This is a genomic window from Pseudomonas sp. B16120 (assembly GCF_044218845.1).
Lineage (GTDB): Bacteria > Pseudomonadota > Gammaproteobacteria > Pseudomonadales > Pseudomonadaceae > Aquipseudomonas > Aquipseudomonas paracarnis.
This window is the reverse complement of the sequence record NZ_CP162588.1, coordinates 2,723,061-2,746,668: the sequence shown is the minus strand read 5'-3', so window position 1 is coordinate 2,746,668 and position 23,608 is coordinate 2,723,061. Positions and strand designations below refer to the sequence as shown.

The 23,608-nt window shown below is 60.7% G+C and carries 24 protein-coding genes; 6 read left to right on the top strand and 18 right to left on the bottom strand.

What is annotated here, in order from left to right; genetic code table 11:
- Positions 1-252 precede the first annotated feature (252 nt).
- Positions 253-741: a hypothetical protein gene (locus AB4P90_RS12945; protein ID WP_058410579.1), complete on the top strand. Its 489-nt coding sequence runs from the start codon at positions 253-255 to the stop codon at positions 739-741.
- On the opposite strand, the gene AB4P90_RS12940 is transcribed toward AB4P90_RS12945, so the two are convergent.
- Positions 725-1,207 carry a GNAT family N-acetyltransferase gene (locus AB4P90_RS12940; RefSeq protein ID WP_058410580.1) on the bottom strand — a complete coding sequence of 161 codons (483 nt, stop codon included), beginning with the start codon at positions 1,205-1,207 and terminating at the stop codon, positions 725-727. The genes AB4P90_RS12945 and AB4P90_RS12940 overlap by 17 nt on opposite strands.
- 176 nt (positions 1,208-1,383) lie before the next feature.
- On the opposite strand from AB4P90_RS12940, the gene AB4P90_RS12935 reads away from it, so the two are divergent.
- The gene (locus AB4P90_RS12935; protein WP_014718248.1) at positions 1,384-1,719 is read left to right on the top strand and encodes a hypothetical protein; all 336 of its coding nucleotides are present in this window, start codon (positions 1,384-1,386) and stop codon (positions 1,717-1,719) included.
- Here AB4P90_RS12935 and AB4P90_RS12930 read toward each other — a convergent pair.
- Positions 1,709-3,322: a hybrid sensor histidine kinase/response regulator gene (locus AB4P90_RS12930; protein WP_032903839.1), complete on the bottom strand. Its 1,614-nt coding sequence runs from the start codon at positions 3,320-3,322 to the stop codon at positions 1,709-1,711. The two genes, AB4P90_RS12935 and AB4P90_RS12930, sit on opposite strands and share 11 nt — an antisense overlap.
- Positions 3,323-3,503: 181 nt before the next feature.
- Between AB4P90_RS12930 and AB4P90_RS12925 the strand changes: the two genes are divergently transcribed.
- Positions 3,504-4,106: a response regulator transcription factor gene (locus AB4P90_RS12925; RefSeq protein ID WP_168223790.1), complete on the top strand. Its 603-nt coding sequence runs from the start codon at positions 3,504-3,506 to the stop codon at positions 4,104-4,106.
- A gap of 13 nt (positions 4,107-4,119) precedes the next feature.
- Here AB4P90_RS12925 and AB4P90_RS12920 read toward each other — a convergent pair whose 3' ends face one another.
- A complete protein-coding gene (locus tag AB4P90_RS12920; protein WP_038449954.1) occupies positions 4,120-4,749 on the bottom strand; it encodes a ribonuclease T2 in 630 nt (209 codons plus the stop codon).
- 45 nt (positions 4,750-4,794) lie between these two features.
- Positions 4,795-5,772, bottom strand: a complete 978-nt coding sequence (locus AB4P90_RS12915; RefSeq protein WP_014718244.1) for a Gfo/Idh/MocA family protein — start codon at positions 5,770-5,772, stop codon at positions 4,795-4,797.
- A gap of 126 nt (positions 5,773-5,898) precedes the next feature.
- Here AB4P90_RS12915 and AB4P90_RS12910 point away from each other — a divergent pair, with 126 nt between their 5' ends.
- Positions 5,899-6,261, top strand: a complete 363-nt coding sequence (locus tag AB4P90_RS12910; RefSeq protein WP_014718243.1) for an NUDIX hydrolase — start codon at positions 5,899-5,901, stop codon at positions 6,259-6,261.
- Positions 6,262-6,276: 15 nt separating this feature from the next.
- On the opposite strand, the gene AB4P90_RS12905 is transcribed toward AB4P90_RS12910, so the two are convergent.
- The 10 genes from AB4P90_RS12905 to AB4P90_RS12860 form a co-directional block, all read right to left on the bottom strand.
- Positions 6,277-6,525: a DUF1652 domain-containing protein gene (locus AB4P90_RS12905; protein ID WP_014718242.1), complete on the bottom strand. Its 249-nt coding sequence runs from the start codon at positions 6,523-6,525 to the stop codon at positions 6,277-6,279.
- Positions 6,526-6,925: 400 nt separating this feature from the next.
- Positions 6,926-7,186, bottom strand: coding sequence for a hypothetical protein (locus AB4P90_RS12900; RefSeq protein ID WP_019820299.1), 261 nt, complete (start codon positions 7,184-7,186; stop codon positions 6,926-6,928).
- Positions 7,187-7,190: 4 nt separating this feature from the next.
- The gene (locus AB4P90_RS12895; protein ID WP_014718240.1) at positions 7,191-7,637 is read right to left on the bottom strand and encodes a GNAT family N-acetyltransferase; all 447 of its coding nucleotides are present in this window, start codon (positions 7,635-7,637) and stop codon (positions 7,191-7,193) included.
- Positions 7,638-7,735: 98 nt separating this feature from the next.
- Positions 7,736-8,065: a hypothetical protein gene (locus AB4P90_RS12890; protein ID WP_003191756.1), complete on the bottom strand. Its 330-nt coding sequence runs from the start codon at positions 8,063-8,065 to the stop codon at positions 7,736-7,738.
- Positions 8,066-8,175: 110 nt separating this feature from the next.
- Complete coding sequence (locus tag AB4P90_RS12885; RefSeq protein WP_014718237.1) at positions 8,176-9,249, bottom strand: class I SAM-dependent methyltransferase; 1,074 nt, start codon at positions 9,247-9,249, stop codon at positions 8,176-8,178.
- A 38-nt stretch (positions 9,250-9,287) separates the two neighbouring features.
- Positions 9,288-10,736 carry an adenylosuccinate lyase family protein gene (locus AB4P90_RS12880; protein WP_014718236.1) on the bottom strand — a complete coding sequence of 483 codons (1,449 nt, stop codon included), beginning with the start codon at positions 10,734-10,736 and terminating at the stop codon, positions 9,288-9,290.
- On the bottom strand, positions 10,736-12,169 hold the full coding sequence (purB, locus tag AB4P90_RS12875; protein WP_014718235.1) for an adenylosuccinate lyase: 1,434 nt from the start codon (positions 12,167-12,169) through the stop codon (positions 10,736-10,738). The genes AB4P90_RS12880 and purB overlap by 1 nt, the downstream gene beginning before the upstream one ends.
- 29 nt (positions 12,170-12,198) lie before the next feature.
- Positions 12,199-13,185, bottom strand: a complete 987-nt coding sequence (locus AB4P90_RS12870; RefSeq protein ID WP_130175549.1) for an HOASN domain-containing protein — start codon at positions 13,183-13,185, stop codon at positions 12,199-12,201.
- 39 nt (positions 13,186-13,224) lie between these two features.
- Positions 13,225-14,220 carry an HOASN domain-containing protein gene (locus tag AB4P90_RS12865; protein ID WP_395605952.1) on the bottom strand — a complete coding sequence of 332 codons (996 nt, stop codon included), beginning with the start codon at positions 14,218-14,220 and terminating at the stop codon, positions 13,225-13,227.
- Between the two features lie 558 nt (positions 14,221-14,778).
- The gene (locus AB4P90_RS12860; protein ID WP_014718232.1) at positions 14,779-16,848 is read right to left on the bottom strand and encodes an EAL domain-containing protein; all 2,070 of its coding nucleotides are present in this window, start codon (positions 16,846-16,848) and stop codon (positions 14,779-14,781) included.
- A gap of 345 nt (positions 16,849-17,193) precedes the next feature.
- Here AB4P90_RS12860 and AB4P90_RS12855 point away from each other — a divergent pair, with 345 nt between their 5' ends.
- Positions 17,194-17,448, top strand: a complete 255-nt coding sequence (locus AB4P90_RS12855) for a hypothetical protein (RefSeq protein WP_224797013.1) — start codon at positions 17,194-17,196, stop codon at positions 17,446-17,448.
- A gap of 11 nt (positions 17,449-17,459) precedes the next feature.
- On the top strand, positions 17,460-17,789 hold the full coding sequence (locus AB4P90_RS12850) for a DUF6388 family protein (RefSeq protein WP_014718230.1): 330 nt from the start codon (positions 17,460-17,462) through the stop codon (positions 17,787-17,789).
- Positions 17,790-17,797: 8 nt separating this feature from the next.
- Here the strand turns inward: AB4P90_RS12850 and AB4P90_RS12845 are convergent, their stop codons facing one another.
- Genes AB4P90_RS12845 through icmH form a run of 4 tightly spaced genes read right to left on the bottom strand, consistent with a single transcriptional unit; the run spans position 17,798 to position 23,607 of the window.
- Complete coding sequence (locus AB4P90_RS12845; RefSeq protein ID WP_072434478.1) at positions 17,798-18,640, bottom strand: serine/threonine-protein kinase; 843 nt, start codon at positions 18,638-18,640, stop codon at positions 17,798-17,800.
- Positions 18,637-19,359 (bottom strand): PP2C family serine/threonine-protein phosphatase, encoded by a 723-nt coding sequence (locus tag AB4P90_RS12840; protein ID WP_019817593.1) that lies wholly within the window; start codon positions 19,357-19,359, stop codon positions 18,637-18,639. Before AB4P90_RS12840 ends, AB4P90_RS12845 begins: the two co-directional genes overlap by 4 nt.
- 5 nt (positions 19,360-19,364) lie before the next feature.
- Positions 19,365-22,730, bottom strand: a complete 3,366-nt coding sequence (gene tssM / locus AB4P90_RS12835) for a type VI secretion system membrane subunit TssM (protein ID WP_395605951.1) — start codon at positions 22,728-22,730, stop codon at positions 19,365-19,367.
- A gap of 16 nt (positions 22,731-22,746) precedes the next feature.
- Positions 22,747-23,607 carry a type IVB secretion system protein IcmH/DotU gene (gene icmH / locus AB4P90_RS12830; RefSeq protein WP_395605950.1) on the bottom strand — a complete coding sequence of 287 codons (861 nt, stop codon included), beginning with the start codon at positions 23,605-23,607 and terminating at the stop codon, positions 22,747-22,749.
- Position 23,608: the final 1 nt, after the last annotated feature.

The window sequence follows — 23,608 nt, the reverse complement described above, 5'->3', positions numbered from 1 at the left end:
TGCATCGCCCAAAGGATCTACGCCTGGCACCGGTCCCCAGTGGGAGCGGGCTTGCCCGCGAAGGCGGCGTGTCAGCCACTGCATCTTTAACTGAACCACCGCTTTCGCAGGCAAGCCAGCTCCCACATTTGGACCGTGGGGCGTCACGGGAGCAAGCGCCCTCGCCACAGGTACAGCGCGTGGCCACTTGGAGGGGATGACACCGCCTCACCCTTGGTATCCTGCCACTCCAACCCACAGGGACCCGTGCGCATGCAAATCAACCCAGCCTTTATCCTTCACCAGACCGAGCACTGGCAGCTCAACCACCACCTGACCTCGAAGCTGCCCGGTTACTTGATGCTGGGCGCCAGGGCGCCGATTGACGCCCTCCCCGACATGCCTGAAGCCGCACTGGCCGAACTGGGCGGCCTGCTCGCCAATATCCAGCGGGTGATGCAAACCCAGCTCCAGCCAAAATGGCTGTATATCAGCCGTTACGGCCATATGCCGGGCTTACCGCTGCATTTTCATTGCATTCCCGTCTATGACTGGGTAGAGCAAGCGTTCTGGCGGGACGAACGCTATCGCTCGCTGAACGCTTTCGGGACGCCCCCCCTCGAACCCATGACCGATGGCGCTGAACTGACCCTGTTCGTATGGCGCGAGTTTGGCGAGAGCCTCACCCCGCCGCCGATTCAAGGGCCAGGAATAGAGCCTGTGATCGAGCAATTGCGCGCTGCATTCAAACGGGACTCATAACCCGCAACCGCTTCACCATCGGTACACACGCCAGCACCAACCCGGACGGCGAGCGGTACACCGCCTGCTCATCGCCCACATACCCGCACGCTCTATAAAAACTCACCGCGTTCAGTGTCGCATCCAGCACAACCTGTTCAATCGCCCGCTGCTGCGCCATACGCTCCAAGTGAGCAAGCATCACTTTGCCAAACCCTCGCCCGCTGAATAGGGGCAATACAAACAAGGCTCCGATTTCATGGCTGGCAAGATCCAGCATGCCAGTGACGACTGGTTTGCCATTGAACCATCCCATGTAGAACTGTTTTTCCATCAGCGCGCCGTAGCCATCACTGGCGCGACCTCGGGTCCAGAGCGCCATTTGTTCAGCGCTATAGGCGCCAATGCATTGGCCGCGAATGGCCTCGTGACGAATCTCAAACGCACGCTCGGCGTCGTCCGGCGTGGCACGTTTTATCTCCAGCATCGCAAGCTCCTTCCGTGACCTCAAACTGCCATTAGCCCATTTGTGCTAATCGACCCTACCTCACGGCAGCGCTATATTCCGCGGCACTTCCAACGTTCTCACCCACACCGCGCATTCCGTGCGCGCGGGTTCGTTGCGCGTTGGAAAAACCAAAACAACCCCAAGGAAGAAGCACCATGAAACTCTACTCCCCTGTCACTCGCTTTGCCCTGCTGGGCGCCTTGATCATCGGCGTCGCCGGTTGCAGCAATATCAAGCCCACCGAAGATCATCTCAAGAAGCTGTCGGAAACCAATCTGGGCGAGCCGGTAAAACGTATCTCCAATGTGCGCAGCGACTCCATGACCACCTACTACGTCGCTAACACAGCCTCCGGCGAGTACAACTGCTCCGTACCCAGTGGTGCCAGCGGCGGCGCGTTCGCGATTGCCAGCTTCGGCCTGATGAAGCCCGCGGCCTACTGCATGCCCAAGGGCGCCAAAGGCAATGGGTTGACGCCGTTCATGCAGTAATATTTTCCTGGCTGAGCGCTCGCAGAGTGCCGCGCAGTTCCGCAGGGCGTACCGGTTTGGACAAAATAGCGATCTGACGATCATGCAACGCGGCCTGGATTTTCTCCACGTCGTGCCCGGTAAGGATCAGCGCTGGCACCGCCCAGCCGCGTTGCTGGCGTAACTGGTCGATGCATTCGATGCCGGTGGCGTGGTTGCCCAGGTCATAGTCGGCAACGATGATGTCGCAGTCACTGACCAAACCCTGCCCCGTGGACTCGGCCTGCACTTGGCACCCCCAGCGCTCCAGCAGGGCCTGGGTGGCGAGCAGCACGTTGTAGTCATCTTCCACCAGGCACACCTTAAGGCCGGTGAGCAGCCCGGCTTGGCGTGCATCGTCGCGCAAGGCCGGTTGACGCGGCGCGGTGGCCAAGGCTAGGCCATGCAGGCTTACTGAGGTGCCATGGCCGACCCGCGAACGCAGGCTCACCTGCAACCCCATCAATTGCCCCAGGCGCTTGACGATGGACAGCCCAAGGCCCACACCTTCGACGTCCTTGTCACGCAGTTGGCGCACGCGATAAAACTCTTCGAAGACCTTTGACAGATGCTCCTTGGCAATCCCCCGCCCCTGGTCGTGCACCTGCACCACCACGCCGTCATCACGCATGCGCACGCCAATCAGCACCGGTCGTTGCGCCCCGTACTTGAAGCAATTGGAGAGCAGGTTCTGCACCATGGTCGCCAGCATGGCCGGATCAACCAGCACCCAGTGGGCACAGGGGCGCAGGCGCAGCTCCACGCCCGCCCAGCGAGCAGCCTCGGCGTTCTGGCGCACGAGGTCGGCAAGGAAGTCGCCCAGGTGGATCACTTGGTATTTGGGCAACAGGCGCCCGTTGTCGAGGGTGTAGAGGTCGAGAATCGAGCGGAACAATTGCGAGACGTTAAGCAGCGAGCGGTCGATATTGTCCACCAAGCGCTGTTCGTCCTCGCCCAAACGGGCTTCGCGCAGGCAGGCGGTAAACAGGCCAATGGAGTGGATCGGCTGGCGCAGGTCATGGCTGGCCTGGGCGAGAAAACGGGATTTTTCCAGGTTGGCGGCGATCGCCTGCTCGGAGGCCTTGCGCGTGCGCTCCAACAGGATATGGGCATACACCGGGATCACCGTGCTGGTGATCATCAGCATCAGCACCATGAATGGTTGTGCCTGCCACAGCGGCGTGAGTTGGTACACGATCAACAGCGCCAGCAACGCCAGCCCCGTCGCAATTGCCAGGTAGCGCGAACCGTAGCGCATGCCGTTGCCCAGGTTCACCCAGACCATCACCGCATACAGCGGCAATGCCGCCTCACCGCCTACCACCAGGCCGAACGAAGTGCCCGTGTAGTCGTGGATCATGCCAAAGATCCGCCGCGCCGGATAATGCCCGGGCCAGCGTGCGATCACTTGGCGAAGCACGATGGACGCCAGCAGGAACAGCAAGATATACAGGATCACCGGCAGATAGGTGTCCAGCGACTGCCCAGGCAAAAAGCCCAGCACGCCGATGTAAACGATAGCGATGCTGGCCACCACGATGCGCAGGTTAGCCTGATCGAGTTCGGAGTTAGTCTCGGGGCTCATCGTCATATCCTTGACCTATCATCTGAAGGAGCGAGCTTGCTCGCGAAAAACGTCAACGATAACGCGTTTGACCTGGGAGTACGCGGTGCCTGTGCGTGCTTCACGAGCAAGCTCGCTCCTACATCGGCGGTAAATAAATTAGCATGCCTCGACACAACCTTGCCCCAGGAAGGAGCTCGCCATGACCGGCCGAATCATCATCGCCGACGACCACCCCATGTTTCGCGAAGGCATGACGCGCACCGTGCAGCGCCTGCTGCCGGGCGCGGTGGTGCAGGAGGCCGGCGACCTGGCCACCGTGAATGCGTTGCTGCGCGAAGCGGGCGAGGTCGATACCTTGATCCTCGATTTGCGCTTTCCCGGCCTGACCTGCATCAGCCAACTGGCCGAACTGCGCCAGCAACTGAAGCGCACCACCTTGGTCCTGGTGTCGATGGTCGATGACCCCGCGCTGATCGAACAGGTCATGGCCTTGGGCGCCGACGGTTTTATCGGCAAGAACATCGCCCCGGACGAGATCGGCCAGGCCCTGCTGGCGATCCGCGAAGGCGAAGTGCTGGTCAAATTCGCCCCTTCAGGCCTGCTGCCCCTCGACACCCACACCCTCACCACCCGCCAGCAGGAAGTGCTGCGCCTGATTGCCCAGGGCAAGACCAACAAGGAAATTGCCAAGGCCCTGAATATCTCGCCGTTTACCGTACGTATCCATGTGTCGTCATTGTTGCGCAGCCTGAATGTCCCCTCGCGCGCTGCAGCTGCGGTGAAGTATTCCGGCGAGTTCTAGGCGATTGCACGGCTCAACGCTGCGCGGGAATACGAATACCGCCCCCACGGCATTGGCTTTTCACACTGCGCGGGCAACCGGCAAAGGCCAGGTCCTTGGTCAGGCACACCCGTACCTCCGACAACACCTTTCCCTTGCAGATCACCGCCATCCCGTGGTTACCCATACGCGGGTTGCTCGCGCGAAACAGCGCCTCGATCTCACTGGCCGGCAATGACGGCGGCGTATTAAACGGTTGCAACTGCTGCGGGATGGCGACCGCACCGAGCGCTACATCGGTCTTCTCCAGATATTCCAACGGTTCGAGCCCACTGCAGGTACCATGCGTGGCCCACTCATGCTTGAGCAGCGCGCGGGTGGGAAACAGCGCAGCGCCCTTGTCCATTTCTACCTCGCTCAAGCGCGTCTGCGGCGTACAGGACGCCGGCCACCCTCCCCGCGCGTATTGCGGCCACAAGCCATGCAGCACAAAGCCGTAGCCCTTACCCGAGCATTGCTCGTTGCCTGGGTGCGTCAGGCAAAACGTGGGTGACCACGATAACGACAGCACATAGAAATCAAACTCGCCCGACTGCCCTTGGCTGCGTGGCGCCGCCGTTGTCGCGGTGGCGATCAGCAGCCACACCACCATCCAGTATTTCATCCCGGTATTCCTTTAAAAGAGTGAAGCCTTACGCTATTGCCACGACTAGGGATGCTGGGAATAACGGTGTAACACCTTGTCCAGGATGATATCGGTCTTCAGCGCTTCGATGGCCAGCGACGGATGCTCGGCCTCGCCACGAATATGCGCGTTCATGTTCAGGACATGGTGCCATTGAATATGGGTGTGACACGGCACCTCTAACACCTCGGTGGTCTCGCCTTCAAGACGCAGCGGCTGGTCGTCGAACACCGAAAATTGAATACGGCCGCGACTGCCGATCAGTTCGACCCGGTCTTCGCGGCGGTCCGCCACAAAATTCCAGCAGCCCATGCCCAATGCACCGCTGGCAAATGTCCAGCAGGCCGTCACTGCGTCTTCTGCCGCGTAGCGTCCTGCCTGTCGTGCGGAAAAGCCTGAGACCTCGACGATGTCCCCGGCCAGGTACTGGAACAGGTCGAACCCATGGCTGGCCAGGTCGGCAAAGTAGCCGCCACCGGCAATGGCCGGGTCGGTGCGCCAATTGCTGGCGTCGGTGTCTGTAACGGCAGCGGGTTTGCACAAGGTCCAGGTCAGGTGACGCAACTCACCGATACGGCCTTCCTGCAGCCAGGTGCGCACTTGCTGAAAGCGTGGCAATGAACGCCGGTAGTAGGAGACAAACAGATGCAGCCCGGCGCGCTCGAATGTGCGCTGCATCAACGCGCTCTGTTCAGCATTCAGCGACATCGGCTTTTCGACGCAGCAATGCTTGCCCGCCGCCGCCACCCTCAAGGCGTATTCAAGATGGCTGTCGGGTGGCGTGGCGATGTAGACCGCATCCACCTCGGGGTCGTCGATCAAGGCCTGGGCATCGGTATAACAACGGGCAATACCATGGCGCGCCGCGTAATCGCGCACCGCCTCGGCACGCCGCCCCATCACGGCGACCAAGGCCGAACCTGGCGCTTTATAGAAAGCCGGTCCACTCTTCAATTCAGTGACACTGCCACAGCCGATCATGCCCCAGCGTATGGTCTTCATCTAATGTCCTCGGTCGTATTCGTCAATCGGGCAGTATCCACATACCGGCCCTGGCGCGCCATAACCACTTAGCATGACAATTGCATTACACTTTTATGACACTCATTCGGCGCGGGGGCACATTCGATGAAAATTAGGGCAACCGTCATTTGCGAACATGAGGGGCATATCCTCTTCGTGCGCAAGGCCAGATCAAAATGGGCATTGCCCGGCGGGAAAGTCGAAGCGCACGAGCGCCCTGTCGGCGCGGCGGAACGCGAACTGGAAGAAGAAACCGGGTTAAACGTGGACGGCTTGCTGTACCTGCAAGAGCTCAAGGCCCGCGACACCGTCCACCATGTGTTTGAGGCCTCGGTGGTCAATATCGACGAGGCACGGCCGTGCAATGAGATTGTCGATTGCCAGTGGTATGCCTACAGCGCCCTGGACGAGCTGGACACCACAGACGCCACCCGCCACATCGTCAAATCCTTCCTGCGGCGCCTCTGACGCCCTGGACAGCCGCTAACCCACCGCCGCGAACCCGCGGCGCCCGGCCTTTATCTCGGCACGCAACTCACCAATCAGGTTGGCGATGGCACGGATGCTGTCCAGGCCCTCGGGCGATACGCGGGTCAGCAGCAAGTCGACACGACCGGACGCAGGCTCGAACACGCTGATGCGCAGTGAGCCGTCGCTGTTAAGGCAGCACTCACACGCAAGCGGCAGGAAGCCTGAAGCCATGATGCGGTTGAATTCGGTGATGGAAATCATGATCAGCCCCCCGTCCCTGGGTTCTACCCGATTGAGGCGATGCAAGCAGCATAGATAAGGTTTTGCCGGCCACCGGACATTTAATGCAACAGTGTTAACCAGCCCTCACTTTGTCGGGCGTAACCGGCCATGAACGACAGGCCGAGATTAAATCGCGGGCAAAAAAAATCCCAAGTAGCTGATGGAAACTTGGGATTTAAAAATGCATAAACCGTGGGAGGTGAACGCCCGGCTATAGTAGCGATTGTAAAAACATGTAACAAGATTATTTTAATCCTTTCGTCGGATTGAAAGCGTCGTAAGTCATTCAATAACCACATGTTTTTTAAGGTGGAAGGCGGCAGTCGTGCTACTTTTTGGTGCAAGTAACGGTTATAAACCCACGTATAAAAAAGGGTTATTAATCCGGTGCCGTACTTTTAAGTAATTGTTCACTTAATTGCTTGCACGTTTCTTGAAGGGCCTCACGACTCGAAGCGGTGGCGCCCACCACAGCCTCCAGGTGACGACACAGCGCCAAACGTTCAGCGGCTTCTTCACGTTGGCGGTCGACCTTGGCGTTGAGCTGAACAAAATAGAACCCCAGTAACACTGCGACAACCAGCACGCCCGCCGCGAAGTAGCGCAAGCTGTTGGACGATGAAGGCGCTGGGGCATTCATGGCCTTATGGCGCCCTGCTCTTTTCATAACGCACATCATCTCCATCGACCGGGCCCACGACAGACCAGCCCAGGCGCTGATAGAACCCATTGGCCCGGATCTCATCACGCCCATCAGTCACCAGGTACGCCGTGTCGTGGCGCTCAAACAGGGCCGCCTCGGCCACCGCCATCAGTTGACGGCCCAGGCCAAGCTTCTCGTGGGATGGCAGCACGAACATCGCGAACACTTCACCTTCATCCAGGTCGACCATGGAAAACCCCGCCGCCTGGCCGTCCACTTCCGCGATCCAGCCACAAGGTGCTGCGCGCAACGTGTCGCTCAATACCTGCGGGGTAATCCCCAGGCCAGCCATCTGTTCAAGGCTCAGGTGGTTTTGCACCACCGAGGTGCGAATCGCGCACAGCGTGTCGACGTCATCAGGCGTCGCCGTTCGAATCAGCACTTGCATACCGGCCTCCATAGAAGAAGTGCGCAATTGTATGCAAATACTCACACGGGGTTTGTCGTGGATTTGTAAAGGCCCTACGGCTGGTGCGGGGCTACGAATTACTTGCGCGCCACCTTGTAGCGCAGGCAATCCTGATAAAAGCTCTGACGAATCGCCTCGGGCTTGAGCCTTGAGCGGCTGTCATAGGTCTGCTCGGTGATCCCCATGGCCATCATGCGCATCCACGATTTGCTGAACTTGAGGGTCTGGATCTTCTGCCGGGCCGCGTACAGCGAAACGCCGGATAACTTGAGTTCCTGGGCCCTGGCGGCCGTGCCTGCGCCCCAACTGCACATGTACTTGTCACCCTCGCGCAATTCCCTGGCCTGCGCGACAGTCGCGCCGCCGGCCAGGGAGCAGGCAATCAGCATCATTCCCACAGAGCGCATTTGCATCCTCACCTAACCACCTGAAAATAAAAGTGATTTTGGCGAGGATTTTGTTACAAAGGGGCCATTAAATTGCCTTACTGCGCAAAGCGACTCGCGGATGCTTTCTATCAAGGCTTGAGTTCGAACAGCGCCGGCATCGGTGGCCACTGCGAAGGCACTTTACGAAAGCGGCTGAACCCGGCTGCCTCAGCCATCTGGCGGGCACGCTTCTCGCCCATGAACGCCCCCAGCCCTGCCCCACCGTGGGACAGCGAACAGGTCATGCAATAGAGGGTGCTCTGCGGGTACATGACGCGCCCGAACAGGTTCATGTTCTCGTGCAGTTCCTCGGACAGGTTGAGCTCCACCATCAGGTAGGTACCGTCTTCGGCCGTGGCGGCGCGCAAATCCTTGAGCATCTGCTGAGGGTCGGTGGCATCGTGGATCACCACAAAGGTGGTCACGAAGTCGAATTGCTGGCCGCGCAAGGCATCGGAGTCGTTCACCTCGAATTGCACCCGGTCACCCACGCCGGCCGCCTCGGCGTTGGCCCGCGCCAACTCGATGGAAGGCAGGTGGAAATCGCAGCCGACAATGCGCGCCTCAGGATAGGCCTTGGCCATGGTGATCGCCGCCAGGCCCGCACCGCAGCCAAAATCCAGGACACTGCCGCCGGTCTTGAGCTTCTCTTCGACGCCATCCAGGGATGGAATCCAGTGCTGGACCAGGTAATGCTTGTACCAGGGCATGGTCATGCGCTCCATGCCTTTCCAGGTTTCCAGCGGGAACGCCTCTTCAGCGCAGCCACCACCATGGCGGAAGGCTTCGATGACCTTGGGCGCCATGCTCACGAACGGCACGCTCAGCTGAATGATGCCGCCGGCGAAATACGGCGAGTCTTCATCGGCCAGCACCGGCACAAATTCAGCCGGCATCTGGTAGCGGCGGGTTTGCGCGTCGTAGGTCACATAATTGCCGGTGGCCATGCTGCCCAGCCATTCGCGCAAGTAACGCGCGTTGTAGCCAGTCTTGTGCGCCAACTCTTCCAGGGTCACCGCCTGGCCGTCGGCCAATGCCTTGAACAAGCCGAGTTGGTCGCCGATGTAGAGCATGGCACCGCGCAGCGTGTTGCCGTAATCCTCCATGATCCGCGCCGAGAACTGTTGGACCTTGGCTTTATCAACTTCCATAACGTTGGACATCTGTCGCTCCTTGATGAATTTGCAAGTCTGTTAAGGGATCAATGGCCGGCGAGTTTGGCCAGCACGTTGTCAACGATGCGCTCGGACATGCCCAGGTGGGTCCTGGGCTCGAACAGCCGTGCCAGGGCGCCGTCACTCATGACAGCAAGCACCCGCGCATCGGCCTCGATTGCCTCGCGGATCGACACGTGATTGCGCTGGCTGGCCTGGGATACTTCGAAGATGATCTGGTAGGCGCTGCTCTTGCCCAGCTTGCGCGCCATTTCGAACACCACCGCTTCGGTGCAGATGGCATCGCCATACGCCTGGGCGGTGCCTTCCATCTTCTGCACATTCACGGTGAGCCCGTCGATGGTCTCGGTCAGAATCGAGAGCGCCATCAATGCATAGTGGGAAACGTCCGCGACCGCGCACCACTCCAGCCGCGTACCGCGGTAATCGCGCTCATGCTCAAGAATCATCGCGTCCAGCGCGAGCATGACCTGGGCCTTGGCCAGCCGCGCCAACACCACCACCTGCTCGCAGCCTTCGGGGTTGCGTTTGTGCGGCATGGTGCTGCTGCCGATCTGCTGGTCGCTCCAGCCCACTTCCACTTCAGCGATTTCCCAGCGATTGAGCGTACGGATTTCATCGGCTACGCGGGCCAACGAAGCGGTAACCATGGCCAGGGTGCTGACGAACTCCGCAACGCGGTCACGGGACACATGCCAGCCCGTCAGGGGCACTTGCAGCGACAACCGCTGGGCAAAACGCTCCAGCATCGGCATGGCGTCCGGGCCGAACGCCGCCATGGTGCCGACCCCGCCGAACAGTTGCACCACCAGTACACGCTGGCGGGCTTCGGCCAAGCGCTGCTGGTGGCGCAACAGCTCATCGATCCAGCCAGCGACCTTCAGCCCGAAGGTGGTCGGCAAGGCGGGAATCGAGTGGGTCCTGGCGACCATCAGCGAGTCACGGTGCGCATCGGCCAGGGTCGACAACTTACCCAGCAAAGTCTCCAGGGCCTGGTCCATCGCATCAAGCACATCGCGCATCTCCAGGGACTGGGCGGTGTCCTGTATGTCTTGGGTGGTAGCGCCGTAATGCACGTATTCACGGGCACTGGGGCTGCAATTTTTTTGCAGGGCGCTCAGCAATGGCATCAGCGAATGCCCAGTGGCAACCACACCCTCGGCCAGTTGGCGCACATTGATGCCCGATAGCAACGCGGCCTTTTCGATCTCCAGGGCCGCCTCGCGCGGGATGATGTTGACATCGGCCTGCGCCATGGCCAGCGCGGCTTCCACGTCCAGCCAGCGTTGCAGGCGACAATGACTGCAAAAAATCTTGCGGCTCTGCGGGCCGGCATAACCCGAACCGTGGGTTTTCGAATCGAGGATGTGGCTGTGTTCGTGGCGGCATTGCTCGCCGTCATGATCAAAACCTGGGTGGTCCGAACGTGCGGTGCAAGACGCACGAGCTGTCGTTTCCAAAGTTTGCGCATCCATCACATACCCTCCGTAGCGTACAGGGACTGATTGGTATTGCCTTGGGTTGCCATCAGTGCTTCAGCGCCATCGCCCGAAGCGCGAGATCGTGCTTTAGTTGCCACCAGATCGACCATTTCGGCCGCCAGCCCTGTGTAGGCCGTCGGGTCAAGCAAGTCATCGAGCATTTGTGGGCTGAAACAACCGCGCAGCCGAGGGTCGCCAAGCAGCGCGTCGCGAAAGCAAACGCCCGCGTCTTGGGCCTGCAGGGCGATGTCGTGCACCAGGTGATGGGCCGTCTGCTTGCCACACCGAGGCGCCAGCGCAAGCATCACGCGCTCCGACAGGATCAGCCCGCCCAACAAGTCCAGGTTGCTGCGCATGCGCGCTTCACGCACCTCCAACCCCGCCAGCAGCAAGCCTTCCATACGAGCGAGCAACGCACCGGCGTAAATGAACAGCTCGGGTAAGGCCGCCCATTCGATGCGCCAGGTGGTGCCGTCACGCTCGTGCATCTGGAAAGCCGCATCGGTCAGCGCAACCATCTGCGCACGCACCAGCCGTGACAGCGCGCTGATCAGGTCCACCGTCGACGGGTTTTGCTTGTGGGGCATGGTGCTACTCCCCACTTGCCCGGCTCGCCGCCCCTCGCGCACTTCGTCGATCTCGGTGCGCTGCAGGTGGTAGATCTCATTGGCGACACGCCCCAACGTCGCCGACGCCTGCACCAGCAGCCACGCCGCTTCCAGGATGCGGTCGCGGGCGCTGTGCCAACTGGTCAACGGCGCCGCCAGGCCGAGGCTTTCCAGGGTGCGGCGCTGCACGTCCAAACCCTGCGGGCCAAGCCCGGCCAGGGTGCCCACGGCGCCGGTCAGGTTGCCGACCATCACCCGGGCGTAGGCTTCGTCAAAGCGTTCAAGGTGTCGATCAATCTCATCGACCCACACCGCCACCTTGTAGCCGAACGTGGTGGGCAATGCGTGTTGGCCATGGGTTCTGGCGACCATCGCCGTGTGCTTATGGCGCAGGGCGAGCGTGAGCAGATGCCCGCGGATCCCGCGCAAACGCTGCACTACCAGGCCCCAGGCATCGCGGATTTGCAGGATGAGGCCGGTGTCCAGGATGTCCTGGGTGGTCACGCCGTAATGCACGTATTCGCCCAGCCCATCGGCGCATAACCCCTGCAAGGCGCGCAGGGTCGGCACCAGGATGTGCCCGGTTTCCAGGCCCTCGCGCCCCAACGCATCGAGGTCCAGCAGTTCCACGCTGGCTACCCGGGCAATCTCCCGGGCGGCCTCGTGGGGGATGAGGCCCATCTGCGCCTGGGTCGCCGCCAGCGCTGTTTCAACATCGAGCCACTTCTGCACCTGATTGGCATCAGAGAAGATTGCAGCAAATTCCGGGGACGAGTAAGCGCCCCCGTGGATACGGGATTCAGTGATATGACTTGGCATGTCGGGTTACTCGGGTTGTCCAGGGAGGGCTACTTCACGCGTTGTACTTCTTCCCAGACTGCATCGTAATAAGCCCGCTCCAGCCGGAAGTGCTCGGCCAGAGACGTCAGGAACGCATTCTGGAACCCCAGGTCCGGAATACGCCGTGAGATCAGTGCCCATTCACGCTTGGCCCGCGGCGGCACCAGGCTGATGTGCACTTCGTAGTACTCCGCGTCATCCTGGCTCAAGCCCGCGTTGCGCAGGGCGTTGTACAGCTTGCCGTGGTTACCGGGCACCACCAGTTCGGTGATGTAGAACACCGCCAGGCCCCAGCCGACATCGGGGTTGCGGAAACAGCGTGCGCGGTTGTTGAGGTAGGCGATTTCCTCGGGCATCGTCGAGAGGGCCTCGAAATCGGCATTCAGGCCCACGGCGGCGAGCAGCTTGGCCAACAGCTTCGGGTGGGAACGCTGCTCATCCTCTTCGCCCAACTCGCCGTAGAGATAACGCGCCAGGGCAGCCGCCTCGTCCACGTCAGTCAGGTTGACCAGCAGGTCGGCGGCGTCCCGGTAAAGGCGATAAGTACGGAACCATTGGTGGCGCAAAAACACCTGCAATTGCTCGCGAGAGGCTTTGCCTTCAAACACATACTGCGACATCGGATGGTTTTCCCGCGACTGCGCGGCAATCTGCTCTTCCAGGCGCTGCTGGAAACCGGCCTCGGACAAGGGCGATGCCAGGTCGGCTGACGGCATGAAACGCTCTTGCACGCTATAGACGGCATTGGCCAGCCAGCGCCGGGTCGAGGCGGTGGCCACGTCGTCGCTCAACGAGAGGATGTACAGCAATTGCTGGCACTGCGCTGCATTCGCGGCGTCGCCACGTTGGCCGGTCTCGCACAGGGCGCGCAGCATATTGGCGGCAATTTCGATGCGATTGAACGTCGCGTCCGGTTTCAAGGCTTCCGCCAGCAGACGGGCTTCGGCCGTGTGAATATTCTGCAATTGCGACAGGGAAAAATTACGTGGGCTCATCATGTGCTCCATTATTTTTGTTTTTGGATCGCAGGTCGTTCAGGCAGACAGGCGTTGGGCCTGCATCTGCTGCCACAGGCTGTCGAAGTAGGCCTTGTTGATCTCGAAGTGGCGCTTGAGTGCGCGCATGAACGTGCGTTGAAAGCCTTCCTCGCTGGAGAACTTGGCAATCAGTGCCCACATTTCTTCGGTGTCGATCTCATCCTGGGTGCCATGCAAGCGGTGGAAATCGCTGGGCTGCGCCGGTACATCCAGGCGCTGCAACAACTCGTAGATGCGCCGATGGTTGACGCAGCTGACAGACTCCACCGCATAGAGCAGCGCAAGGCCCCAGGCGACATCGGTGTGGCGCACACAGCGAATGCGATTATTCAGGTAGGCCTTTTCCAGCGGATGCAGCGCGGGGAAATCGATGGCCAGCGGAATATCGAAATACTCCATCAGATGGGCGAGCATCGCCGGGTGCGAACGCTCCGGTGTCTCAGCGCCTGCTTCGCCGTACAAGTTGCGGTAAAACACCGAGGCGTCTTCGATCGCTTCGAAGCGAAAGGCCAACTCGGCCAGCAGGCTGTAGAAGTTGTAGGAACGGGTCCAGTGATGCTCCAGGAAAAAGCGCACATCCTGCACCGGCGGCGTACCTTGGAACAGGTGCACCGACATCGGGTGGTTGACCCGGCTGCGTGCGGCGATTTCAGCGTCGACCTGTTGACGGAACTCGTCCGCCGGCAACGCTTTAAAGCCCGGCACGTCGGCGGCGAACTCATCTTCGACGCGGTAGACCTCGCTGGCCATCCAGCGCCGGGTCGGCTCGGTGCGCGGGTCACCGGGGAGGTGCAGTTGCAGCAGGGCTGACTGATAGTGCGCATAAGCTTGGGCGTCTCCCGCCAGGCCTTGCCGGGTCAGTGCGAGCAGCGCTTCCAGCGCGCGGGTGACTTGGGCGTAGTTGGCGCTGGGTTCCAAGGCATTCACCATCAGCCGCGAGGCGTTGGTGAAGAGATCGGAATCCGAGCGTTGTTGCAGGGCAGCAGTATCCATTGATAACCCCTGAATCTTGTTTTTGTGGTTGGGCGTACTCGGAAAAAAGCCTAAAGGTTCCCGTAGTGGCAAGGTCAACACCTGTAGGAAAATTCTTTCAAAGGCTTGGAGATGGGGGGTTGGCGCCACCAAACAATAGGTATTACACAACTCCGTAGCAGCCAGCGGTAACCACGATGCGAAGCGAGTCGCTCTTGATCTTGCTCTTGATCTGAAGCGCCCCCCCCAAATCACTGGCGGATTACGGGCACACCGAGCCCAAGCGAGGTGCCGAGTGGTGGGGCAAGAGCCCTTTGGTTACTTTGGGCTGGCCGGCATTCCGGCTCTTTTCCAAAGTGCCCCGCTGTCAGAGCGGAACCCTAAGTGGTCGTGACCGCAGGAATGGATATGTACACGGTATAACAGCGTCGGCTGTCAGGGCGTCATCGCAGGCAAGCCAGCTCCCACAGTTGGACTGCGGGGTGTCAGGTAGATAGGCGTCGACTGGCAGGCCGTCATCGCAGGCAAGCCAGCTCCCACAGTTGGACCGCAGGGCGTCAGTTAGATAAGCGTCGGCCATCAGACCAACGCCCTGCGCTCACGCACAAAGCGCGGCAACTGATCCCCAGGCAGTGCCTTGCTGAAATACCAGCCCTGGATAAACAACTCAGGCCCGTTACTCAAAAAGGCCAATTGCTCAGCCGTCTCAACCCCTTCCACTACCACGCCCAGGTCCAAGGCCTCGCAGAACCGCAACATACCTGTGAGCACCTGGGCGCCTTTAGGGTCATGCTGGGCAACCACAAAACTGCGGTCGATCTTGATGAAATCCACAGGAAACTGGTGCAGATAGCTCAACGCAGAAAACCCAGTGCCAAAATCATCCAGATAGACCTTGGCGCCCATGGCCTGCAACTTCTGGATGGTCTGGCGGGTGGCCGGGATGTCGCTGACCAGCGCGTCTTCGGTAATTTCCACTGAAACTTGCCCACGGGCCTGGCGAAGAATTTCCACCAGGCGGTCGCCATAGGCGGCGTCCTTGAGCGTGGTGCTGGAAATATTGATGGTCATCGGCAGTTCAAAACCCACCTTCTGCCATTTCTGATACTGGCGCACAGCCTGGGATGCCACCCACACGTCTACGTCCGGCATCAGCCTGGCGTGCGCCAGCCATTGCAGGAACTCCCAGGGCGAATGCACCGTGCCCTGGCTGTCCCGGGCGCGCATCAGCGCCTCGCAGCCGGTGCACAAACCGGTGCGGGTGGAGATTTGGGGTTGAAACTCAAGGTAGAACTCGTAATCGCTGATCTGTTGAATACGGTTCAACTCAGCGGCCTGACGGGCCAATGTCTGGTGAGTGGCCAGCACCGGATCGAACTCCAGCAGACGGCCTTTCTCCTCGAGACCGCGAAAGGTCATGTCAAGGGATTTGAGGTACACCGTGCCGCCATCGCTGGACTGGCGATGAATCGCCCTGACGTAGGGCGCATACACCAGGGTACCGGCGCCCAACAGAACGATCTGCAACACCACCGCCGCCACATCGCCATGGGTGCTGAGGTACGCGTTGAGCAGCACCGGGGCGGTAAAGGGCACGCTGGCCACCGCCGGTGAGACCCAGCCCAGTTGCACCACCATCAACGCCACCATCGCGTTGAACGCCGGCACCAATAGAAATGGTATGAACAGGCGCGGGTTGAGGATGATCGGCAAACCGAACAACAGCACTTCGCTGACATTGAATAATGACAGCGGCAAACTGGCCACCGCCAGCAAGCGCATGGACTGGCTCTTGGAAAATAGCAGGATCGCCAATAACAGGCATAAGGTTGCGCCCGAGCCACCGATAAACGCAAAACTGCCCAGCAAGCCGTTGTTGAGCAGGTACAGCACCGGCTCCCCCGCCGCCAACGCTGCGCCATTGAGCGCCACCGCCTGGTCCAATGCATCGAATAACGGCTGCATGGCATACACGCCGTGAATCCCGAAGAACCACAGCAGCGAATTCATCAGGGTGACAAACAACCCGCTGCCGTAAGGCGTCTGCAACGCATCAAGCACCTGCGGCCCCTGGATTTGCGCCACATGGGGGATCAACAGCAGCAACGACAACACCGCCACCAACGACAAGGCCGTGAGTGCGCCGGGTATCACCATGTTGATGGTGCCCTTGAGGTTATGGCCGACCAGGTCCTGGTTGACCAGGCGCGTCCAGCGAAAGCGGTGCAGCCAGGCGATGGCCGGCACATTGATCAAGGGCGAAGCAATGGCAATAAACAGTAGGAACGTGGCCGAAGCACGCGGGTACTCACGCAGCACGAAGGTTGCGACCACTACATGGGCCAGGCACAGGAAGGCGACCGGCAGTTGTGGCAGACGGTGTTGAATCGCCAACATGTAACCGATGGAGGCCGCCACCAGCAACGGGATCACCGAGCTGATCTGTTTATGCAGCCCGGCCAGGAAACTCACCACCTGCGCATCGAACCCCAGCGCCAGGGCGCATTCGGACAGGATCAGGAAACCAGCGGACACCAACAGGCACGGCAGTATCCACAGCAGCCCCTCCCGAATCGCACGCAGCGACTCCGTGCTGGCCAGGACCGCCAGGCGCTGTGTCAGGAAAAGTTTGAACAGGGTGTGCGCCATGGGCCGTCCTCTGCCTGTCACCGACTGCCGCTGAAGATCAGGGCCGGAAACACCCGCTAACGCTACACGGCCTGATAGCCGAAGCGAAAGCCTTTATCCCCGTCCCTGCCCGGCTTTTTTACCAGTGAATGCCGGGTTGCTAGACTAAATCCCTACAGATTTATCGAACTTTCTGACTTGAATCATCCCCTAAGGCTGTCTGAGTCGGTATCATCCGCACGGTTTGTGCGTGTTAAAGGATGTTACAACCTGTCTGATAATGGGTACGCACTCAGGGAATCTTGCCTGGAACGACAACAGGCCAAAGGAGAGAACCTCACTATGCAAGACAAACGCTCAAGTCACATGCGTCCTCTGTTTGTCACCATCCTGCTGTGGTTGTGCAGCGTGGTGTTGCTGTTTGTAATCAAGAACCTCATTGAGTTGTTCACTGGGCCTGTGGCTGAAACCTGGGTAGACCTGACCCTGGTGCTGGTCGCTTACCTGATGTTTTTCTTGCTGGCGCCGTTGCAAAACTGGATGCAGCGCAGGTCGCGCAAGCGTGCCCGCCATCACCTCAACGCACGCGCGTCCGATAGCAACTCTCACCCTTCTCATTAAGGTGTCTACCTGTGTCGGCACCCAACGATACGCACCAACTTGCGCTGGACAGATTCCTGCGCGAACAACCGCAGGTCGCTGCCGAGCTGGACAGCCTCAACCCGCTGGTAGCCCAGGCCAGGGGCGAAACCCTGGCGCAGTATCGCGCCGAACGCCTGCATGAGGCTTTCGAAGCACACGCTGAACAGCAAAAATTATTCGCCTGGGAATTGACCCTCAAGCTGACGGCCGATTCGACCGAAGCCTTCGAGGCCCAGCGGCGCGAAGTGCATAAAGAAGTCGCACAGATGGCAGGTATGGACTGGGCGCAGTACTGCCAGTTGCACGGCTTGGCCGTTTGACCTTTGCCCTACAAGCACCAGCGTGCTCGGTTGCGCCCCATGACGTGACGCAACTCGGCGACCGTTATGCTTCGGTGCTGCGGGTCTATCGCCAACGCTGCCTGTAACGCCACCCAGCAATGCCTGGGCAACTGCGCGGGCCGGGGCAGACAGACCGTGGAGGCGCGCTCCCCAACGCGCTTGCCGTGGGCCAGTTCGTACAGGACGCAGGCCACGCCGTACAGGTCGGCAGCGGCGGTCAGCGCACCGCCGGCCAACAGTTCCGGGGCGGCGTAGGCAGGTGTCCAGGCATTGAAACGACTGCGGCTGACACTCGGCAAACCCATTGCGGCGCCTGCTTGAGCCTGGCCCAGGCCGAAATCGAACAAGCGCACGCCCTCCTCGCCCACCATGACATTGGCTGGTTTGACATCACCGTGCAGAACGTCTTGCTGGTGGGTGTAGACCAGCGCATCCAGCAACTGCACGGCGATGGGTCGCAACTCCCGCCAGGGCAAGCCATAGGGGCACTCCAGCAGCAGGCGGTCCAGCGTCACTCCTTGCAGCAACTCCATGGTGAAAAACGCGACTTGACTGTGTGTATCGACCTCAAACGAAAACGCCCGTACCACATGCGCGTGCCTCAGGCTGCGGGTCAACGCAAACTCGCTGTACAACAACACATGCGCGTCGGGGCACTGGGAAATGGGTTCGTCGAGTAGCTTGATCGCGACCTTGGAACAGGGTTCGCCCAATTGCTCGTGCAACAGGTCGCGCGCGCGGTACACCCTGCCCATGCCACCTCTGCCCAAGACACGTTCAAGGTGATAGCGCCCAGACAGTAAACGGCAGGCTTGAGCTGCCGAGTTCATGGCTGCACCACAACCGCAGTCAGGTCATCGCGTATCGGCCGGCGCAACGCCGCTGCAAATAGCCGTTCCACTGCCCGTTGAGGCGTGCCCATGCTCAACGCCCGCCCCAGGTCAACGTGGCTGAGGGCCTGATACAAGCCATCACTGCACAACAAAAATACATCCCCAGGGCGGGTACGCAGTTCCAGTACCTCCAGATGCAACCGCGAACGCGCGCCAACGGCCCGGGTCAAGGCCCTGGCACCCGGGTAAGCCTGGGCTTGCGCCACACTCAACTGACGCTCGTCCATGAGGCGCTGCAGCAGCGAGTGGTCCTTCGACAATTGGTAGAGGCTCTGGTCGCGCCATAAATAGCAGCGACTGTCTCCCGCCCATAGGCAGGCCGCCCGGCCCTTCTCCAACAACAGGGCGACCACGGTACTGCCCATCGTCACTTCATTGGTTGCGCCAGGTTCTGTCCATGCGCGTCGTACTCCTTGGTTGACGTCCTGCAATTTGTTGCGAACCGCCTGAATACGCTGGTCAAGGTTGCCGTCAGCCGACACTGAAGCCAAGTGGCTGACTATCCACTGGCTGGCGACATCCCCGTGCCGATACCCGCCCATGCCGTCCGCCACCGCCCAGCAACCCGTGCTCGGGTTGTCCAGGAATGCATCCTCATTGCGCAACCGCGCCAGGCCTCGCTGCGTGCGCCCGGCGCTGCGCCACGGGGCTTCCATCGGGGTCACAGCTGCTCCGGCAGGCGAAAGGTGCGCCATGTGTCCATGTCAAACGGACCGGGCGTACGCTGGCTGGTGAGCCGGTAATTGGCGCGCAGGCCGGCGAGGTCTGCCTTGAGGATCTGTATATTACGGCCGCTGGCGGGCTCTTTCTGCAGCAGGTCCAGAAACCGGAACAACGACCACGCTCCAGTGTCTTTTTCGATGCCCAAGGGGCGCTGCTCCGCGCCTCTCTCCAAGACGAGGCTGCTGCGCCCATTGTCTGCGTCGGTGGGCCAATGGAACGTCATGGGTACGATCGGACCGTGGCGATACTCCAATTGCTGGTCGCCAAACCGCAGGATCGCTCGGCTGACCGATGGGTCCAGGCTGTAGGGTGCCAAGGTGAATCGCACGGACAACTCCCCCGCGTCTTCGGTAAAAAAGCCGCGGCGGATGACCTGGATCTTCATCAATTGCTCCAGCAGCGCACGGGAAACCGGCAAACTCTGGCCATCCAGCCCACGCAATCGGTAGCGGCTGCCGTCGGCACTGATAAAAGGCCGCAGGTAGCCCTCATAAAAGCGCGCCATCACCCCGCGTGGCTTGAAGAACTCCTGAAAATCGTGAAGGGCGACCTCACTGCTGGCGTGCGCATTGAATGGGTAACGTCGGCCAATGGCCTTGGCATAAAGGCTATGCACCTCGCTCTGATAACGTTGGTTGACGTGCACATAGGCCTGTTCCAGCAAATGCCGCCAACTGTCATCCGCCATACTTTCGAGCCAGCCGGCAACGGGCAGCGGCAGGCGAGCGGCGGCGTCTCGCAGATGGCCCAATGCATCCTGCTGGCCCTCCATGCGCTGCCTGGCACGCAGGAAGGCGGCCTGCTCGGGTGCGCTGTCCCGGTTCAAGGCCGTCAAATGCAGGTGCACTTCATCCAGCAGACGCAAGGCCTGAGTCAGCTCTACGCCGGGGTTCTGCTGCTCATCCAGCAATTGATGCAAAGGCTCAAAGCGGCGCTGCAAGGCGCGCCGCGGAGCCTCGACAATACCCGCCTGCCCCGCCGTCAACCTCGACTTGGCCATCTCGCCCAGGTCTGCCGACTGCTGGGCCACTTTGTCCAGCAGTCCATGGCTTGGCAACAAACGCGTATTTTCACGCACCTGTTGCAAGAGACGAATCAAAGGCGATTGCGCCGACGTCAGGTTCATCAGTTGCTCGGCATCCTGGCGCAGGTTGTCAGTCTCTTGCAGCCTGACTCGGCCAAGCGCATCGCTCCAGGCATCGGCATACTCGCTGAAATAACGTTGCTGCAGTTCCGCCATCAGGCGCCGCAAGTCCTCGGTCCCCAGGTCGGTACCCTCGCCGAGCACCCAGTTGTCCTGGGTGATGGCGTTTACCAACCGCGGGCCCTGCGCCTCAAAGTACTGCACATAGCGTTTGGTATAGAACCCCGGCACAGGCGGATCGATAGCGGCGAACACCTTACCCTCGGCCAGCCGCAACGGCTCCAGGCTGCGCGCTTGTTCGCGCAATACCCGATAGACCCCATCGGCCAACGATTCGCCCCTCAGCGCTTCACGGGCCTGGGCCACCCGCTCCGCGTTGAGTGACACCACAAAAGGTTGCTCCAGCAGCCGCGCAAGGTGCACATTGAGGCGCTTCTGTGTTGGCATATCCCCGGCAAACCGCACCGACCAAAGGCTTGCAATATGTTCTGCCAGCCAGGTCGTGTCACGGCGTTCGCGCAGATTGAGCATCAGGTAGGCACGCAGGTCGTCGAGCAGCCGCTCCCGGTCCCCGAGGCTGGCAATTACCTGTTCTTCCAACTGGGCGGCTGTCCAGGCCAGAAATGGCTTTTGCAGCGCGTGATCATAGGCTTGATCGACGCTGGGACGGCTCAGTTCGCCCTGATACAGCCCGGTGCGCTCCACCAGGCGTACATCTGCCGGCCCAGGAAAAACCTGGGTCGCCGCCAGTCGCGCGTCCAACAGCGCCAACAGCGCCGTGCTTTCATCGTCGGCCGCAAGGGCGAGCGGCGGGTGTGAGGTCAGCGCCGACAATTGCGCCAAGCGTTGGTGGTTGACTGAGTAACTGTGCCCCCATAGCCCGCCGACACCGCCAATAACCAGCGCTGCAGCCACCGCCTGCGCGCCCTGGCGCCAACGCAGACGTTGTTGTTCCTGAGCCTGCAAACCCGCAAGGTCGGCCTCGGCGAAGATCACCTGGCTGAACAGACCCTGCACAAAGCGCGGGTGCCTGCCATCGGCGCAGGTCAAGAAGAACCCTCGCAAACCGTTGATGGGTTGGTAGCGATGTGCGCAAAACGCCATGTCAACGAACAGGCTGACGCGCTCCCCCATTCGTGCTGCCTGCTGGGGAAACTCCAGCATCTGCCCACGTCGCTCGACATTGCGCTCCTGATGCAGTCGCCCAATCAGCTCACTGTTCAAGCGCTGCAATAATTGCTCGACCGCCTGACGAACCTGTGTTGTGTCAGTACCGTCGGCGCAACCTTGCAGGTGCTGACCCAACACGCTGTCGGCACTTTCTCCAATGGGTGAGTCGAAGAATTCAGCGAATCCCGGCAATCGGTCGGCGTGGGTCAACACCAGGTAAATCGGCACATCCACATGCAACGTCTGTTGGATCTCTTGCAGGCGCGAGTGTACATGGCGTGCGTGATGATCCAGGTCGTATTCGTTGGTGCTCGACAGCATGTCGACCGATAGCGTCACCACCACACCGCTGAGCGGCCGCACTCGACGGCGCCACCGGAGCAGATGCAGCAAGGTGATCCAGCCTGCGGCGTCCACTGAAGAGTCGGGCTGGGTAAGGTAGCGTCCCGGGGTGTCGATCAGCACGCCTTCGTCGCCGAAATACCAGTCACAATGGGCACTGCTACCGATCGGCCGCGTTTGCGCGTGGTCCAGCGCCAGCGGCAAGCCCGCTGCCGCCAGCAGCTGTGTCTTGCCACTGCCCGGCTCACCGATCAACAGGTACCAGGGCAACTCATGACGCCAACGCGCGTTACGCTCTCCATAATGGCGGGATATCTTGAGCAGGTGCACGGCTTTCTTGAACCGACTGCGCAGGTGCCGGCGTTCGTCCTCCACCCCCGTCATCGGCTGTCGGCGCACCTCGCGTTCTGGTCTTTGGCGCCAGGCGGCAAAACCTGGGCCCACAAACGCCATCGCCAGTCCCCATAGCAAGAACACACCGCTGATGGTGACCAACCGAGCAGTCGCCCCGGCCCAGATACGGTGATCATCCACTGCCAGCAGCGGCCCCAAGAACCACACCATTGCCGCGCAGGAAAGCACCAGCAACAGGCTCCACACCCAAATCCTGCCCAGCACGGTGCCCACCCCCTTGAAGAATGCGATCATTCATTGCTCCCAGCGTTTACAAGGGCGTGCGGACCAGATCCGACGCCGAAAGTTGAAGGGGGTGCAGCGCGTTTGTACGCTCGTTGCTCAGCACCCAGGCAAACCCTGTGTACATCGCCAACACACACACCAAGGTGAGGCCGACCCACCAAGTGGCAGGGATGACCCGCACCTGCTTGCGCTGGTCGGTCCGCTGCTGGGCAGGCAGTAGCGCTTGCGCCGCCGGCTCCCCACGTACGTGCCTGATCTGGCGATACAAGGCATCGCGGACAGCCTCAAGTTGCGTCACGCCCCGCTCCATCACCCGGTATTTGCCTTCGAACCCCAGGGACAGGCACAGATACAGCAACTCCAGCATCGCCAGGTGCTTCACCGGGTCGCGCGTGAGGCGCTCCAGCAACTGGAATACTTTTTCGCCGCCAAAGGTTTCGTTATGGAAGCGGCTCAACAGGCTCATCTTCGACCATTCGCTTTGCGCCCCCCACGGTGTCGTCACCACCGCCTCGTCGATCACGCTGCACAACACATAGCGCGCCGACATGACCTGGCTGTTCTCCACGCCGCCCCGCAAGGCGCGGGTTTCGAACTGAGTCACCGCCAACACTAATCGGTCGTTGAGCGTGCCCAGGTTTTCACGGCCGGAGCAGACCCTGATCCCAATAACCTCGAACAATACCGCCAAGGCTGCGGCTACCAGCGGGTTGAGCCCTGTCTGAAAGCTATGCGTATCGAGCCTGTGGCCGGCGTAGATCATGCGGTCTTCCAACTGTTCGTAGCGCGGCGGCGATGGGAAATCCGTCAACGGCCCCTGGGCAGGCTCATGAGTCTCCCGGTCGAGCAGGACGGTTTTTTCATCCTGGGTGTATTCACTGTCCATG